Source organism: Enterobacter sp. MGH 37, assembly GCF_000534515.1.
GTDB lineage: Bacteria > Pseudomonadota > Gammaproteobacteria > Enterobacterales > Enterobacteriaceae > Enterobacter > Enterobacter kobei.
The window spans coordinates 1058415-1073390 of sequence record NZ_KI973206.1 but is presented as its reverse complement, the minus strand read 5'-3'; the positions used below and the strand labels follow the sequence as shown (position 1 = coordinate 1073390).

The window sequence follows — 14976 nt, the reverse complement described above, 5'->3', positions numbered from 1 at the left end:
ATTAGCGGATGACCTGTGGCTGGGGGTGAAAGGCCAATCAAACCGGGAGATAGCTGGTTCTCCCCGAAAGCTATTTAGGTAGCGCCTCGTGAACTCATCTTCGGGGGTAGAGCACTGTTTCGGCTAGGGGGCCATCCCGGCTTACCAACCCGATGCAAACTACGAATACCGAAGAATGTTATCACGGGAGACACACGGCGGGTGCTAACGTCCGTCGTGAAGAGGGAAACAACCCAGACCGCCAGCTAAGGTCCCAAAGTCATGGTTAAGTGGGAAACGATGTGGGAAGGCACAGACAGCCAGGATGTTGGCTTAGAAGCAGCCATCATTTAAAGAAAGCGTAATAGCTCACTGGTCGAGTCGGCCTGCGCGGAAGATGTAACGGGGCTAAACCATGCACCGAAGCTGCGGCAGCGACACTATGTGTTGTTGGGTAGGGGAGCGTTCTGTAAGCCGTTGAAGGTGGCCTGTGAGGGTTGCTGGAGGTATCAGAAGTGCGAATGCTGACATAAGTAACGATAAAGCGGGTGAAAAGCCCGCTCGCCGGAAGACCAAGGGTTCCTGTCCAACGTTAATCGGGGCAGGGTGAGTCGACCCCTAAGGCGAGGCCGAAAGGCGTAGTCGATGGGAAACAGGTTAATATTCCTGTACTTGGTGTTACTGCGAAGGGGGGACGGAGAAGGCTATGTTAGCCGGGCGACGGTTGTCCCGGTTTAAGCATGTAGGCGGAGGTTCCAGGTAAATCCGGTACCTTTTAACGCTGAGGTGTGATGACGAGGCACTACGGTGCTGAAGTAACAAATGCCCTGCTTCCAGGAAAAGCCTCTAAGCATCAGGTAACACGAAATCGTACCCCAAACCGACACAGGTGGTCAGGTAGAGAATACCAAGGCGCTTGAGAGAACTCGGGTGAAGGAACTAGGCAAAATGGTGCCGTAACTTCGGGAGAAGGCACGCTGATATGTAGGTGAAGCCCCTGCGGGTGGAGCTGAAATCAGTCGAAGATACCAGCTGGCTGCAACTGTTTATTAAAAACACAGCACTGTGCAAACACGAAAGTGGACGTATACGGTGTGACGCCTGCCCGGTGCCGGAAGGTTAATTGATGGGGTTAGCGGCAACGCGAAGCTCTTGATCGAAGCCCCGGTAAACGGCGGCCGTAACTATAACGGTCCTAAGGTAGCGAAATTCCTTGTCGGGTAAGTTCCGACCTGCACGAATGGCGTAATGATGGCCAGGCTGTCTCCACCCGAGACTCAGTGAAATTGAACTCGCTGTGAAGATGCAGTGTACCCGCGGCAAGACGGAAAGACCCCGTGAACCTTTACTATAGCTTGACACTGAACACTGGTCCTTGATGTGTAGGATAGGTGGGAGGCTTTGAAGCGTGGACGCCAGTCTGCGTGGAGCCGCCCTTGAAATACCACCCTTTAATGGCTGGTGTTCTAACGTAGACCCGTGATCCGGGTTGCGGACAGTGTCTGGTGGGTAGTTTGACTGGGGCGGTCTCCTCCCAAAGAGTAACGGAGGAGCACGAAGGTTAGCTAATCCTGGTCGGACATCAGGAGGTTAGTGCAATGGCATAAGCTAGCTTGACTGCGAGAGTGACGGCTCGAGCAGGTGCGAAAGCAGGTCATAGTGATCCGGTGGTTCTGAATGGAAGGGCCATCGCTCAACGGATAAAAGGTACTCCGGGGATAACAGGCTGATACCGCCCAAGAGTTCATATCGACGGCGGTGTTTGGCACCTCGATGTCGGCTCATCACATCCTGGGGCTGAAGTAGGTCCCAAGGGTATGGCTGTTCGCCATTTAAAGTGGTACGCGAGCTGGGTTTAGAACGTCGTGAGACAGTTCGGTCCCTATCTGCCGTGGGCGCTGGAGAATTGAGGGGGGCTGCTCCTAGTACGAGAGGACCGGAGTGGACGCATCACTGGTGTTCGGGTTGTCATGCCAATGGCACTGCCCGGTAGCTAAATGCGGAAGAGATAAGTGCTGAAAGCATCTAAGCACGAAACTTGCCCCGAGATGAGTTCTCCCTGAGACTTTAAGTCTCCTGAAGGAACGTTGAAGACGACGACGTTGATAGGTCGGGTGTGTAAGCGCAGCGATGCGTTGAGCTAACCGATACTAATGAACCGTGAGGCTTAACCTTACAACGCCGAAGGTGTTTTGGCGGTGAGAGACGATTTTCAGCCTGATACAGATAACAGAATTTGCCTGGCGGCTTTAGCGCGGTGGTCCCACCTGACCCCATGCCGAACTCAGAAGTGAAACGCCGTAGCGCCGATGGTAGTGTGGGGTCTCCCCATGTGAGAGTAGGGAACTGCCAGGCATCAAATTTAGTAGTAAGCCGGTGCATAAATCCGGTGGTTACAAGCAGTCTTCGGTGGAGCGGTAGTTCAGTCGGTTAGAATACCTGCCTGTCACGCAGGGGGTCGCGGGTTCGAGTCCCGTCCGTTCCGCCACTTATTAAGACATTAAGCCTGCCTCACTGGCAGGCTTAATGGCAAAAAACTTTAGGGGCGTAGCTCAGTTGGTAGAGCACCGGTCTCCAAAACCGGGTGTCGCGAGTTCGAGTCTCTCCGCCCCTGCCATATTGAATCCTTTGCTTCGGCAAAGGATTTTTTTTTGCCTGAAATACAACGGCACACCTGAATTTTCAGCCAGCTTCCCTGCTGGCTGATGCATCATTCCATAATATTGATTTTTAAGAGATCTTTTATCTGCGACTGCTTATCGCTGTTTTGCAGCCAAATCGCATACAGCGGGCGCGAAATGGTGGTGGAATCTATCACGGTATGTAGCCCCGCTTTAGTATCTGCCCAACGGGCGGGTAACCAGGTGCAACCCTTCAACAAGGGAAGTTGCTGACAGGCAATCTCGGCAGAACTGGTGGTTAACTGTGGAACATCATCTGGGGTTATCAATCCCGCCTCATGCTGCTGAAAATCAGGACCCCACTCCAGGCGCAAATAGGTCAGATCGGCTTTCATCATTGAAGGTTCAGAAGCATAAAGTGCCAGACCAAACTGCCCTACGATCTGGCTGCTAAATTCGTCCATCTTGGGGGCTTCGGTCGTGATAAGAAGATCAAGCTGGCGCTCATGAAGTTGCTTAACCAGGGACTGGCGTTGCGCAATTCTGGCTTCAAATTGCAAATGTTCATGAGAACGATATAGCCGGGTAAGCCACTGACTTAGCATACATTCCCACAGGGACGCGCTGGCCCCTATCGAGAACTCATTGTGCCTCGACGTATGGGCAACCTCTTTACGTGCTGCCTGCCAGGTATTCATCAACGTTTCCGCATAGGGGAGCAGTTTCTCACCGGCAGGCGTTAAACGTATGTTGTTGCGGTGGCGGGTAAAAAGATTCACACCCAGTTGATTTTCCAGCTGTCGAATACGAAAACTGACCGCTGACTGCGTCAGGTAAAGGGCTTCAGCAGCTCGCCCGAAGTGGCGTGTTCTGCTCACTTCGAGGAAAGTTTTTAGCAATTCCGTATCCACATCTTTCTCCGCAAAATAATTTGTCGTTATGATTTAAATGTTTTGTTTTACACTCTGTCAAGCGTAACTAATACTCCGCGCCATAAATAGCTCGGCCAAAGAATTAGGAGCGTGTAGGATGGCGGAAAGCTTTACGACGACTAATCGTTTTTTCGACAATAAACATTATCCGCGCGGGTTCTCTCGTCACGGCGATTTCACCATCAAAGAGGCGCAGCTGCTTGAGCGTCATGGTTATGCCTTCAACGAGCTGGATCTGGGTAAGCGTGAGCCTGCAACTGAAGATGAAAAGCAGTTTGTCTTAGTGTGCCGTGGCGAGCGTGAGCCACAGTCTGAAGCAGAACGTGTATGGATCAAGTACATGGCGCGCATTAAGCGTCCAAAACGCTTCCATACGCTCTCCGGCGGTAAGCCACAGATGGAAGGCGCAGAAGACTACACTGAGTCTGATGACTAAGATGATGAGAAGGGGCTACGGCCCCTTTTTTACGCCAGCAACTTCTGCAGATGGAGCAGCAAACGATCGATAGCGCGGTAGCTCAGCGCCTCCTGCAAGTGTTTCCTCTGAATGTCACTACAACCCTCCACGTCAGCAATGGTTCTGGCCACTTTCAGCAAACGCTGCCACGCGCGTATAGAAAGACCAAAACGCGTCAAGGTTTCCTCCAGCCAAACCGCATCCTCCATGTTAAGAGAACAAAACTGCCGGATCCCGGCATTATCCAGCCGCGCATTCAGCCTGTTCTGACGGGCATATTGTCGCGTCTGGGCAGCAATGACCCGCTCGCGTACATCTGCTGAGCTTTCACCAGTGATGCCTTTTTGCCTGAGCAGGCCCGGCGGGGGAAGGGGGATTTCGAGGGATAAATCGAAACGGTCGAGAAACGGGCCGGATAACTTTCCCAGATAGCGCAATGTCTGCTCAGGCGTACAGCGGTTATGGTTGCCCTGATAATGACCCGTAGGGCTGGGATTCATCGCAGCGACCAGCTGAAACTGCGCGGGATAGCTTATTTTGGCTCGCGTGCGTGAGATGTGTATCTCTCCAGATTCAATGGGTTCTCTCAGGGCATCCAGGACGCGGCGCTCAAACTCAGGCAGCTCGTCGAGAAACAGAATGCCATTGTGCGCCAGTGAGATTTCACCCGGCCCGGGAATAGACCCACCGCCGACCATCGCCGTCAGTGAAGCGCTATGATGAGGTGAACGAAAAGGGCGACGGCGCCACTGTTTTTGCAACGAGGTAGAACTGATAAGGCTATAAATGGCGGCACTTTCCAGCGCTTCATGATTATTGAGCGGTGGCAGCAAGCCACTCAGCCTGCTCGCCAGCATCGTTTTACCCGTACCAGGCGGGCCGATCAAAAGAAGATTGTGTCCACCTGCGGCCGTAATCTCCAGCGCCCGTTTCCCTTGCTCCTGTCCCATAATCTCGCTGAGATCCTCTGGGGTATCGGCTATAACATTGTCACACTCTTCCGGCTCGGACAGTTCATGGCGCCCTTCCAGCCAGGCGCAAACTTCCTGTAAATGCCCTGCGACAAGACACCCCTTCTCGGCGATAAGACTCACTTCTGATGCATTTTCATTCGCGACAATGATTTGCCGTCCTGCACGTATAGCTTCCAGCGCGCCCGATATCGCACCGGGAACGCCCCTTAACGCGCCTGTGAGCGCGAGTTCTCCCACAAACTCGTACGAGCCTAGCCTGGTCGTATTAAGCTGCTCAGAGGCTGCGAGAAGCGCAATTGCGATAGGTAAATCATATCGTCCTCCCTCTTTGGGCAGATCGGCGGGAGCCAGGTTGATGGTGATCTTCTTAGCGGGGAAGGTATAACCGCTATTTATTATTGCGCTGCGAACGCGATCCCGGGCTTCTTTAACCGTCGTTTCAGGTAGCCCGACGAGCGTGAGCCCGGGTAGCCCATTACTCAGATGAACCTCTACAGAAATAAGCGGTGCCTTCACCCCGAGAGCCGCACGCGTATAAACAACTGACAGTGACATTTGCACTACCTCCTGGTACGACTATGCCAGTGCCTCTTTTGTCTGTTTAGCGTCATTTTGCGTATTTACGGCTCTTATTCAGAGATTTTAAGTGCACACTGAAATCATTACATACCCGTGGAAGACTTCTCGCAGAAGGTAAAAAGCGCCGTTTTGATGGTTAGCGCCGTCGTAAAAATATGAAAAATATTCATTCTTCAATTTCCCCATATAAAACAACGATTTTAAGAAATATGATTCGCGGCCTAACCAAATGCGTCATAAATAAATCTTGTGTTTGATTTAAAAACTGTGATACCTCTTTAGGTATTCCTTCGAACAAGATGCAAAAAGAACTGAAAATGACAGCCCTTCTACGAGTGATTAGCCTGGTCGTGATTAGCGTGGTGGTGATTATTATCCCACCGTGCGGGGCTGCACTTGGACGAGGAAAGGCTTAGAAATCAAGCCTTAACGAACTAAGACCCCCGCACCGAAAGGTCCGGGGGTTTTTTTATGACTAAAAAACGTAAACGAGGAGCAGGACATGACGACTAGCATAAAATTCTGTTTCTCCAGATTTATGACGGGGAACTAACTATGAATGGGGCACAATGGGTTGTACATGCGTTGCGCGCGCAGGGAGTCGAGACCGTATTCGGTTATCCGGGTGGCGCGATCATGCCGATTTACGATGCACTGTATGACGGCGGCGTGGAACATCTCTTGTGCCGACACGAGCAGGGGGCAGCAATGGCCGCTATCGGCTATGCCCGCGCGACGGGTAAAACCGGCGTGTGCATGGCAACGTCAGGTCCGGGCGCAACGAACCTGATTACCGGCCTGGCTGATGCGCTGCTCGATTCCGTGCCCGTCGTGGCGATCACCGGTCAGGTGGCTTCCCCGTTCATTGGTACCGATGCTTTCCAGGAAGTGGACGTACTTGGTTTATCGCTGGCCTGCACCAAGCACAGCTTCCTTGTCCAGTCTCTGGATGAGCTGCCGCGCGTAATGGCCGAAGCGTTCGAAGTGGCGAGCTCGGGCCGCCCTGGCCCCGTTCTGGTGGATATCCCGAAAGATATCCAGGTTGCACTCGGCGAACTGGAACCGCACTTCTCCACCGTGGAAAGCGACGATGCGTTCCCGCATGCAGAGGTTGAAGAGGCGCGCCAGATGTTGGCGCAGGCGAAACAGCCGATGCTGTACGTCGGCGGGGGTGTCGGCATGGCGCAGGCCGTGCCTGCCCTGCGTGAATTTATCGCGGTAACGCAAATGCCTGCCACCTGCACGTTGAAAGGTCTTGGTGCGGTTGATGCAGACGACCCATACTATCTCGGCATGCTGGGGATGCACGGCACTAAAGCCGCAAACCTGGCGGTGCAAGAGTGCGATCTGCTCATCGCCGTGGGTGCGCGTTTTGACGACCGCGTTACTGGCAAACTGAATACCTTCGCGCCAAATGCCAAAGTTATCCATATGGATATCGACCCGGCGGAGATGAACAAACTGCGTCAGGCGCACGTCGCGCTGCAGGGCGATCTCAATACGCTGTTACCGGCACTGGCGCAGCCACTGGATATCAGCGCGTGGCGCCAGCACGCCGCAGAGATGCGCGCCGAACACGCCTGGCGTTACGACCATCCTGGCGATGCCATCTACGCGCCGCTGCTGCTGAAACAGTTGTCTGACCGTAAACCGGCTGATAGCGTCATCACCACCGACGTAGGCCAGCACCAGATGTGGTCAGCCCAGCACATGACCTACACCCGTCCGGAAAACTTCATCACCTCCAGCGGCTTAGGCACCATGGGCTTTGGCCTGCCTGCCGCCGTGGGTGCGCAGGTGGCTCGCCCGAACGATACGGTTATCTGTATCTCCGGTGACGGCTCCTTCATGATGAACGTTCAGGAGCTGGGCACCGTTAAGCGCAAGCAGTTGCCGCTGAAAATCGTGTTGCTGGATAATCAGCGTTTAGGGATGGTTCGACAGTGGCAACAGCTGTTCTTCCAGGAGCGTTACAGCGAAACCACCCTGACCGATAACCCCGATTTCCTCACCCTGGCCAGCGCCTTCGGCATTCCTGGCCAGCACATCACCCGTAAAGACCAGGTTGAAGCGGCACTCGACACCATGCTGTCAAGCGAAGGGCCGTACCTGCTTCATGTCTCAATCGACGAGCTTGAGAACGTCTGGCCGTTGGTACCGCCCGGTGCCAGTAACTCACAAATGCTGGAGAAATTATCATGATGCAACATCAGGTCGCCGTGCAGGCTCGCTTCAACCCGGAAACCTTAGAACGCGTTTTGCGTGTGGTCCGTCATCGTGGTTTTCAGATTTGCTCTATGAATATGGAGACGGCCACCGACGCGCAGAACATCAGTATCGAATTAACCGTTGCCAGCCCGCGGCCGGTCGACTTACTGTTTAGTCAGTTATCAAAACTGGTAGACGTTGCCCATGTTGCCATCTGCCAGAGCACAACCACATCACAACAAATCCGCGCTTAAGCGTGACAGGACGAAAAAATGACGACAAAAAAAGCTGATTACATTTGGTTCAATGGTGAGATGGTTCGCTGGGAGGACGCGAAGGTCCACGTCATGTCCCACGCGCTGCACTACGGCACCTCCGTCTTTGAAGGTATCCGTTGCTACGATTCTCACAAAGGGCCAGTGGTGTTCCGCCATCGCGAACACATGCAGCGTCTGCATGATTCAGCCAAAATTTATCGTTTCCCGGTTTCACAGAGCGTTGATGAGCTGATGGAAGCCTGCCGCGAAGTCATTCGCAAGAATAACCTGACCAGCGCCTACATTCGTCCACTGGTCTTCGTGGGTGATGTCGGTATGGGCGTGAACCCGCCAGCCGGTTACAACACCGATGTGATCATTGCCGCGTTCCCGTGGGGGGCTTACCTCGGAGCAGAAGCCCTGGAGCAGGGGATCGACGCAATGGTTTCTTCCTGGAACCGCGTGGCGCCAAACACCATCCCGACCGCTGCTAAAGCGGGCGGTAACTACCTTTCCTCTCTGCTGGTCGGTAGCGAAGCGCGCCGTCACGGCTATCAGGAAGGTATCGCGCTGGACGTGAATGGCTACATCTCGGAAGGCGCAGGTGAAAACCTGTTTGAAGTGAAAGATGGCATCCTGTTCACGCCGCCATTCACATCTTCCGCGCTGCCGGGTATTACCCGTGACGCCATCATCAAGCTGGCGAAAGACCTGGGTATCGAAGTGCGCGAGCAGGTGCTGTCCCGCGAATCCCTGTATCTGGCTGATGAAGTGTTCATGTCCGGTACGGCGGCTGAAATCACGCCGGTTCGTAGCGTAGACGGTATTCAGGTCGGCGAAGGCCGCTGTGGCCCGGTCACCAAACGCATCCAGCAAGCCTTCTTTGGCCTCTTTACTGGCGAAACAGAAGATAAATACTGCTGGTTGGATCAGGTTAATCACTAAATATAAATTTGGGACGGCACGCACCGTCCCATTGAATAGTCAGACGGGAGTAAATAAAGCATGCCTAAGTATCGTTCAGCCACCACCACCCACGGCCGTAACATGGCGGGTGCCCGCGCACTGTGGCGCGCCACCGGGATGACCGACGCCGATTTCGGCAAGCCAATTATCGCCGTGGTGAACTCCTTCACCCAGTTTGTGCCAGGCCATGTGCATCTGCGCGACCTCGGTAAACTGGTTGCCGAGCAAATCGAAGCTTCCGGCGGTGTGGCGAAAGAGTTCAACACCATCGCGGTGGATGACGGTATCGCAATGGGTCACGGGGGCATGCTCTATTCACTGCCGTCGCGTGAGCTGATCGCCGACTCGGTTGAGTACATGGTCAACGCCCACTGCGCCGATGCAATGGTCTGTATCTCCAACTGCGATAAAATCACCCCGGGGATGCTGATGGCCTCCCTGCGCCTGAACATTCCGGTGATCTTCGTCTCCGGCGGCCCAATGGAAGCCGGTAAAACCAAGCTGTCCGACAAAATCATCAAGCTCGACCTGGTCGATGCGATGATCCAGGGCGCGGATCCGAAAGTGTCTGACGAGCAGAGCGACCAGGTTGAACGCTCCGCGTGTCCGACCTGCGGCTCCTGTTCCGGGATGTTCACCGCCAACTCCATGAACTGTCTGACCGAAGCGCTGGGCCTGTCGCAGCCGGGTAACGGCTCGCTGCTGGCGACACACGCCGATCGTAAACAGCTGTTCCTCAACGCCGGTAAACGCATCGTTGAGCTCACCAAACGCTACTACGAACAGGATGATGCCAGTGCACTGCCGCGTAACATCGCCAGCAAAGCGGCGTTTGAAAATGCGATGACGCTGGATATCGCCATGGGCGGTTCCACCAATACCGTTCTGCACCTGCTGGCCGCCGCGCAGGAAGCCGAAATCGACTTCACCATGAGTGATATCGACAAGCTGTCCCGTAAAGTGCCGCAGCTGTGTAAAGTTGCGCCAAGCACCCAGAAATACCATATGGAAGATGTTCACCGTGCCGGTGGTGTAATCGGTATCCTGGGCGAGCTGGATCGCGCCGGGCTGCTGAACCGCGACGTGAAAAACGTGCTCGGCCTGACGCTGCCGGAGTCGCTGGACCAATACGACGTGATGCTGACCAAAGACGACGCGGTGAAAACGATGTTCCGCGCCGGTCCCGCCGGGATCCGTACCACGCAGGCGTTCTCGCAGGATTGCCGCTGGGATTCCCTGGATGACGATCGCGCCGAAGGCTGCATCCGTTCGCTGGAGCACGCCTACAGCAAGGACGGCGGTCTGGCCGTGCTGTACGGTAACTTCGCGGAAAACGGCTGCATCGTGAAAACGGCAGGCGTGGACGACAGCATCCTTAAATTCACCGGCCCGGCGAAAGTGTACGAAAGCCAGGATGAAGCGGTGGACGCCATCCTCGGTGGCAAAGTGGTAGAAGGCGACGTGGTTGTTATTCGCTATGAAGGGCCGAAAGGCGGGCCGGGCATGCAGGAAATGCTCTACCCAACCACCTTCCTGAAATCCATGGGTCTCGGCAAAGCCTGTGCGCTGATCACCGACGGCCGTTTCTCCGGCGGTACGTCCGGGCTCTCCATCGGCCACGTTTCACCGGAAGCGGCAAGCGGCGGCAACATCGCCATCATTGAAGACGGTGACCTGATCGAAATCGATATCCCGAATCGCGGCATTCAACTGAAGCTGAGCGACCAGGAAATTGCGGCCCGTCGTGAGGCACAAGAAGCGCGCGGCGATAAAGCCTGGACGCCGAAAGATCGTCAGCGTGAAGTCTCCTTCGCCCTGCGCGCATACGCGAGCCTTGCCACCAGTGCAGATAAAGGCGCGGTGCGCGATAAATCGAAACTTGGGGGCTAATGATGGCCGAGTCACAACCCTTATCCGCCGCCCCCGAGGGGGCGGAATATCTGAGAGCGGTGCTACGCGCACCGGTCTATGAAGCCGTGCAGGTCACGCCGCTTCAGAAAATGGAAAAACTCTCTTCGCGCCTCGATAACGTGATCCTGGTGAAGCGCGAAGACCGCCAGCCGGTGCACAGCTTCAAGCTGCGCGGCGCCTACGCGATGATGGCCGGACTGACCGACGAGCAAAAAGCGCGCGGCGTCATTACCGCCTCGGCGGGCAACCATGCGCAGGGCGTGGCGTTCTCGTCTGCTCGTCTGGGGTTGAAAGCGCTAATCGTGATGCCGGTTGCTACCGCTGACATCAAAGTCGACGCGGTACGCGGTTTCGGCGGGGAAGTGCTGCTCCACGGCGCCAATTTTGACGAAGCTAAAGCCAAAGCCATTGAGCTGGCGCAGCAGCAGGGCTTCACCTGGGTGCCGCCGTTCGATCACCCGATGGTCATTGCCGGACAAGGCACGCTGGCGCTTGAACTGCTGCAGCAGGATGCCCATCTCGACCGCGTCTTCGTTCCGGTGGGCGGCGGCGGGTTAGCGGCGGGTGTGGCCGTGCTGATCAAACAGCTGATGCCGCAGATCAAAGTCATCGCTGTTGAAGCGGAGGACTCTGCCTGCCTGAAAGCGGCGCTGGATGCCGGGCATCCGGTGGATCTGCCGCGCGTTGGTCTGTTTGCTGAGGGCGTGGCGGTAAAACGCATTGGCGATGAAACCTTCCGTCTCTGCCAGGAATACCTCGACGATATCGTCACGGTTGATAGCGATGCTATCTGCGCGGCAATGAAAGATCTGTTTGAGGATGTGCGTGCGGTCGCGGAGCCGTCCGGCGCGCTGGCCCTGGCGGGGATGAAAAAATACATCGCGCAGCACAACATCCGCGGCGAGCGCCTGGCGCATGTGCTTTCCGGCGCCAACGTGAACTTCCACGGCCTGCGCTACGTGTCCGAGCGCTGCGAGCTGGGTGAACAGCGTGAAGCATTGCTGGCGGTGACTATTCCGGAAGAGAAGGGGAGCTTCCTGAAGTTCTGCCAGCTGCTGGGCGGTCGTTCGGTGACGGAGTTCAACTACCGTTTCGCCGATGCCAAAGATGCCTGCATTTTCGTCGGCGTGCGTCTGAGCCGTGGCGTCGAGGAGCGTAAAGAGATCCTTAACCTCCTGCATGACGGTGGTTACAGCGTGGTGGACCTTTCAGACGACGAAATGGCGAAGCTGCACGTGCGCTATATGGTCGGCGGGCGTCCCTCGAAGCCGCTCAGGGAACGCCTGTTCAGCTTCGAATTCCCGGAATCACCGGGCGCGTTGCTCAAATTCCTGCACACGCTGGGCACGCACTGGAACATCTCCCTGTTCCATTACCGCAGCCACGGCACCGACTACGGCCGCGTGCTGGCGGCGTTTGAACTGGGTGAGCACGAGCCGGATTTTGAAACACGGCTGAACGAACTGGGCTATGAGTGTCACGACGAAACCCACAACCCCGCCTTCCGTTTCTTCCTGGCAGGATAAGCGGAGCGCAACCCGACTTCAATGGTTGGGCAATATCTTCCAGAACGCATCAATAAGCGGCTCATGCAGCCGCTTTTTTTGTGCGCACACGCCAAGCTCAAACGGCGTTTTCTCATCGCTGCGATCCAGAATCATCACGCGATTGCGCACCGGTTCCGGGCTATTTTCCAGCACCACTTCCGGCAATAGCGCCACGCCGCAGCCGAGCGCCACCATCGACACCATCGCCTCATGACCGCTGACCGTGGCGTAAATCAACGGGTTACTGATTTTTTGTCGGCGGAACCACAGCTCAATGCGACGGCGCACTGGCCCCTGGTCGGCCATGATAAACGGCACCGTGGACCAGTCCGGTTTTTCTACCGATACCTGGTTTCGCACCGGGCAGGGCAGCGCCGGGGCAATCAGTACCACCGCCAGATTTTCGAGCATTGAAAACGCTACCGCACCCGGGAGCGTTTCGGGTTTCCCTGCAATGGCGAGATCTGCTTCGCCCGTCACCACTTTTTCCATCGCGTCGGCGGCGTCGCCCGTGGTCAGCTTAATTTCAACCGATGGATGTGCCGCGCGGAAGCGATCAAGAATGGGCGGCAGATGGCTGTAGGCGGCAGTGACGGAGCAGAAAATATGCAGTTCGCCGGACAGCGACGGTCCCTGCTGGTCAATGGCGTGCCGTAGCTGCTGATACTGCAGCAACGTCTGCTGGGCAAAAAGGCGCAGTTCTTCACCCGCTTCCGTGAGCGTGACGGTGCGGTTATCGCGCACAAACAGCGGCTGGCCGAGGTCTTCCTCAAGGCGCTGTATCTGGCGCGAGAGCGTGGAGGGGCTGACGTGCATCGCCCGTGCGCTGCGGCCAAAGTGACGGCTTTCCGCCAGATGCAGAAACATTTTCAGATCGCGTAAATCCACCGATTCCACTCCCTCTTTTTATATTGCAAAAATTGCAATATGACGTTGTGAATATATCAATTTCCGCAATAAATTTCCTGTTGTAATGTGGTTCTATTCTCGCTGAAACGCGAACCGAACAATAAGACACACAACATCACGAGGTATCACCCATGGCTAACTACTTTAATACACTGAACTTGCGCCAGCAGCTGGCGCAGCTGGGCAAATGCCGCTTCATGGCGCGCGATGAATTTGCCGATGGCGCGAGCTACCTTCAGGGTAAAAAAGTGGTCATCGTCGGCTGTGGCGCACAGGGTCTGAACCAGGGCCTGAACATGCGTGACTCCGGTCTGGATATCTCTTATGCCCTGCGTAAAGAAGCGATTGCTGAAAAGCGTGCTTCCTGGCGCAAAGCGACCGAAAACGGCTTCAAAGTGGGGAGCTACGAAGAGCTGATCCCGCAGGCGGATCTGGTGGTTAACCTGACCCCGGACAAACAGCACTCTGACGTGGTGCGTTCCGTGCAGCCGCTGATGAAAGACGGTGCCGCGCTGGGTTACTCCCACGGCTTCAACATCGTTGAAGTGGGCGAGCAGATCCGCAAAGACATCACCGTAGTGATGGTGGCACCGAAGTGCCCGGGTACGGAAGTACGCGAAGAGTACAAACGTGGCTTCGGCGTACCGACCCTGATCGCGGTTCACCCGGAAAACGATCCGAAAGGCGAAGGCATGGCGATTGCCAAAGCATGGGCAGCGGCGACCGGCGGCCACCGTGCGGGTGTGCTGGAATCGTCCTTCGTTGCCGAAGTGAAATCTGACCTGATGGGCGAGCAGACCATTCTGTGCGGTATGCTGCAGGCCGGTTCTCTGCTGTGCTTCGACAAGCTGGTGGAAGAAGGCACCGACCCGGCCTACGCGGAAAAACTGATCCAGTTCGGCTGGGAAACCATCACCGAAGCGCTGAAGCAGGGCGGTATTACGCTGATGATGGACCGTCTGTCCAACCCGGCAAAACTGCGTGCTTACGCGCTGTCTGAACAGCTGAAAACCATCATGGCACCGCTGTTCCAGAAACATATGGACGACATCATCTCCGGCGAATTCTCTTCCGGCATGATGGCGGACTGGGCGAACGACGATAAGAAACTGCTGACCTGGCGTGAAGAGACCGGCAAAACCGCGTTCGAAACGGCACCACAGTTTGAAGGCAAAATTGGCGAGCAGGAGTACTTCGATAAAGGCGTACTGATGATCGCCATGGTGAAGGCGGGTGTTGAGCTGGCGTTCGAAACCATGGTGGATTCAGGCATCATCGAAGAGTCTGCCTACTACGAATCTCTGCACGAACTGCCGCTGATCGCGAACACCATCGCCCGTAAGCGTCTGTACGAAATGAACGTGGTTATCTCTGATACCGCTGAATACGGTAACTACCTGTTCTCTTACGCCTGCGTACCGCTACTGAAAGAGTTCATGACCACCCTGCAACCGGGCGATCTGGGCAAAGCGATTGCGGAAGGTGCGGTAGACAACGCGCAGCTGCGCGATGTGAATGAAGCGATTCGCAGCCACCAGATCGAGAAAGTGGGTCACAAACTGCGTGGCTACATGACCGATATGAAGCGTATCGCGGTAGCGGGTTAACAACCTCGTCGGGTGGCGCTTCGCTTACC

Annotated in this window: 12 protein-coding genes, 2 tRNA genes, 1 rRNA gene and 3 other annotated features; of the genes, 12 read left to right on the top strand and 3 right to left on the bottom strand. The window is 55.6% G+C overall.

What is annotated here, in order from left to right:
• The first annotated feature begins 57 nt into the window (after positions 1–57).
• Positions 58–497: a sequence feature (23S ribosomal RNA rRNA prediction is too short), on the top strand.
• An 11-nt stretch (positions 498–508) separates the two neighbouring features.
• Positions 509–1267: a sequence feature (23S ribosomal RNA rRNA prediction is too short), on the top strand.
• A gap of 1 nt (position 1268) precedes the next feature.
• Positions 1269–2141 (top strand) — a sequence feature (23S ribosomal RNA rRNA prediction is too short).
• 77 nt (positions 2142–2218) lie between these two features.
• The 3 genes from rrf to L383_RS06135 all read left to right on the top strand — a co-directional run bounded on the left by rrf (position 2219) and on the right by L383_RS06135 (position 2596).
• A 5S ribosomal RNA gene (gene rrf, locus L383_RS06125) occupies positions 2219–2334 on the top strand.
• A 56-nt stretch (positions 2335–2390) separates the two neighbouring features.
• Positions 2391–2467: transfer RNA gene (locus L383_RS06130), tRNA-Asp, on the top strand.
• Positions 2468–2520: 53 nt separating this feature from the next.
• Positions 2521–2596: transfer RNA gene (locus L383_RS06135), tRNA-Trp, on the top strand.
• Between the two features lie 93 nt (positions 2597–2689).
• On the opposite strand, the gene hdfR is transcribed toward L383_RS06135, so the two are convergent.
• Positions 2690–3511, bottom strand: coding sequence for an HTH-type transcriptional regulator HdfR (hdfR, locus tag L383_RS06140; protein WP_023331590.1), 822 nt, complete (start codon positions 3509–3511; stop codon positions 2690–2692).
• Positions 3512–3629: 118 nt separating this feature from the next.
• Between hdfR and L383_RS06145 the strand changes: the two genes are divergently transcribed.
• A complete protein-coding gene (locus L383_RS06145) occupies positions 3630–3968 on the top strand; it encodes a MaoP family protein (RefSeq protein WP_014885680.1) in 339 nt (112 codons plus the stop codon).
• 29 nt (positions 3969–3997) lie between these two features.
• On the opposite strand, the gene L383_RS06150 is transcribed toward L383_RS06145, so the two are convergent.
• The gene (locus L383_RS06150) at positions 3998–5518 is read right to left on the bottom strand and encodes a YifB family Mg chelatase-like AAA ATPase (RefSeq protein ID WP_023331589.1); all 1521 of its coding nucleotides are present in this window, start codon (positions 5516–5518) and stop codon (positions 3998–4000) included.
• Positions 5519–5859: 341 nt separating this feature from the next.
• On the opposite strand from L383_RS06150, the gene ilvL reads away from it, so the two are divergent.
• The 7 genes from ilvL (at position 5860) to ilvA (ending at position 12410) form a co-directional block, all read left to right on the top strand.
• The gene (ilvL, locus tag L383_RS25275) at positions 5860–5958 is read left to right on the top strand and encodes an ilv operon leader peptide (RefSeq protein ID WP_001311244.1); all 99 of its coding nucleotides are present in this window, start codon (positions 5860–5862) and stop codon (positions 5956–5958) included.
• A gap of 86 nt (positions 5959–6044) precedes the next feature.
• Entirely contained in the window at positions 6045–6095 is a 51-nt protein-coding gene (gene ilvX / locus L383_RS26565; RefSeq protein ID WP_201405605.1) for a peptide IlvX, read from the top strand.
• A 2-nt stretch (positions 6096–6097) separates the two neighbouring features.
• Positions 6098–7744: an acetolactate synthase 2 catalytic subunit gene (ilvG, locus tag L383_RS06155; RefSeq protein ID WP_023331588.1), complete on the top strand. Its 1647-nt coding sequence runs from the start codon at positions 6098–6100 to the stop codon at positions 7742–7744.
• A complete protein-coding gene (ilvM, locus tag L383_RS06160) occupies positions 7741–8004 on the top strand; it encodes an acetolactate synthase 2 small subunit (protein WP_003860184.1) in 264 nt (87 codons plus the stop codon). Before ilvG ends, ilvM begins: the two co-directional genes overlap by 4 nt.
• An 18-nt stretch (positions 8005–8022) precedes the next feature.
• A complete protein-coding gene (gene ilvE, locus L383_RS06165; protein WP_023331587.1) occupies positions 8023–8952 on the top strand; it encodes a branched-chain-amino-acid transaminase in 930 nt (309 codons plus the stop codon).
• A 60-nt stretch (positions 8953–9012) separates the two neighbouring features.
• Positions 9013–10863, top strand: a complete 1851-nt coding sequence (gene ilvD, locus L383_RS06170) for a dihydroxy-acid dehydratase (protein WP_014885676.1) — start codon at positions 9013–9015, stop codon at positions 10861–10863.
• 2 nt (positions 10864–10865) lie between these two features.
• Positions 10866–12410 (top strand): threonine ammonia-lyase, biosynthetic, encoded by a 1545-nt coding sequence (ilvA, locus tag L383_RS06175; RefSeq protein WP_014885675.1) that lies wholly within the window; start codon positions 10866–10868, stop codon positions 12408–12410.
• 18 nt (positions 12411–12428) lie between these two features.
• On the opposite strand, the gene ilvY is transcribed toward ilvA, so the two are convergent.
• The gene (gene ilvY, locus L383_RS06180; RefSeq protein ID WP_014885674.1) at positions 12429–13319 is read right to left on the bottom strand and encodes an HTH-type transcriptional activator IlvY; all 891 of its coding nucleotides are present in this window, start codon (positions 13317–13319) and stop codon (positions 12429–12431) included.
• Between the two features lie 152 nt (positions 13320–13471).
• On the opposite strand from ilvY, the gene ilvC reads away from it, so the two are divergent.
• Positions 13472–14947, top strand: a complete 1476-nt coding sequence (gene ilvC / locus L383_RS06185; RefSeq protein WP_023331585.1) for a ketol-acid reductoisomerase — start codon at positions 13472–13474, stop codon at positions 14945–14947.
• The last annotated feature ends 29 nt before the right edge of the window (positions 14948–14976 follow it).

Bases quoted from the DNA above. Each gene is read 5' to 3' on its own strand.
- ilvL (WP_001311244.1), top strand. From the start codon at position 5,860: ATGACAGCCCTTCTACGAGTGATTAGCCTGGTCGTGATTAGCGTGGTG.
- ilvM (WP_003860184.1), top strand. From the start codon at position 7,741: ATGATGCAACATCAGGTCGCCGTGCAGGCTCGCTTCAACCCGGAAACC.
- ilvC (WP_023331585.1), top strand. From the start codon at position 13,472: ATGGCTAACTACTTTAATACACTGAACTTGCGCCAGCAGCTGGCGCAG.
- ilvE (WP_023331587.1), top strand. From the start codon at position 8,023: ATGACGACAAAAAAAGCTGATTACATTTGGTTCAATGGTGAGATGGTT.
- ilvD (WP_014885676.1), top strand. From the start codon at position 9,013: ATGCCTAAGTATCGTTCAGCCACCACCACCCACGGCCGTAACATGGCG.
- ilvG (WP_023331588.1), top strand. From the start codon at position 6,098: ATGAATGGGGCACAATGGGTTGTACATGCGTTGCGCGCGCAGGGAGTC.
- L383_RS06145 (WP_014885680.1), top strand. From the start codon at position 3,630: ATGGCGGAAAGCTTTACGACGACTAATCGTTTTTTCGACAATAAACAT.
- L383_RS06150 (WP_023331589.1), bottom strand. From the start codon at position 5,518: ATGTCACTGTCAGTTGTTTATACGCGTGCGGCTCTCGGGGTGAAGGCA.
- ilvA (WP_014885675.1), top strand. From the start codon at position 10,866: ATGGCCGAGTCACAACCCTTATCCGCCGCCCCCGAGGGGGCGGAATAT.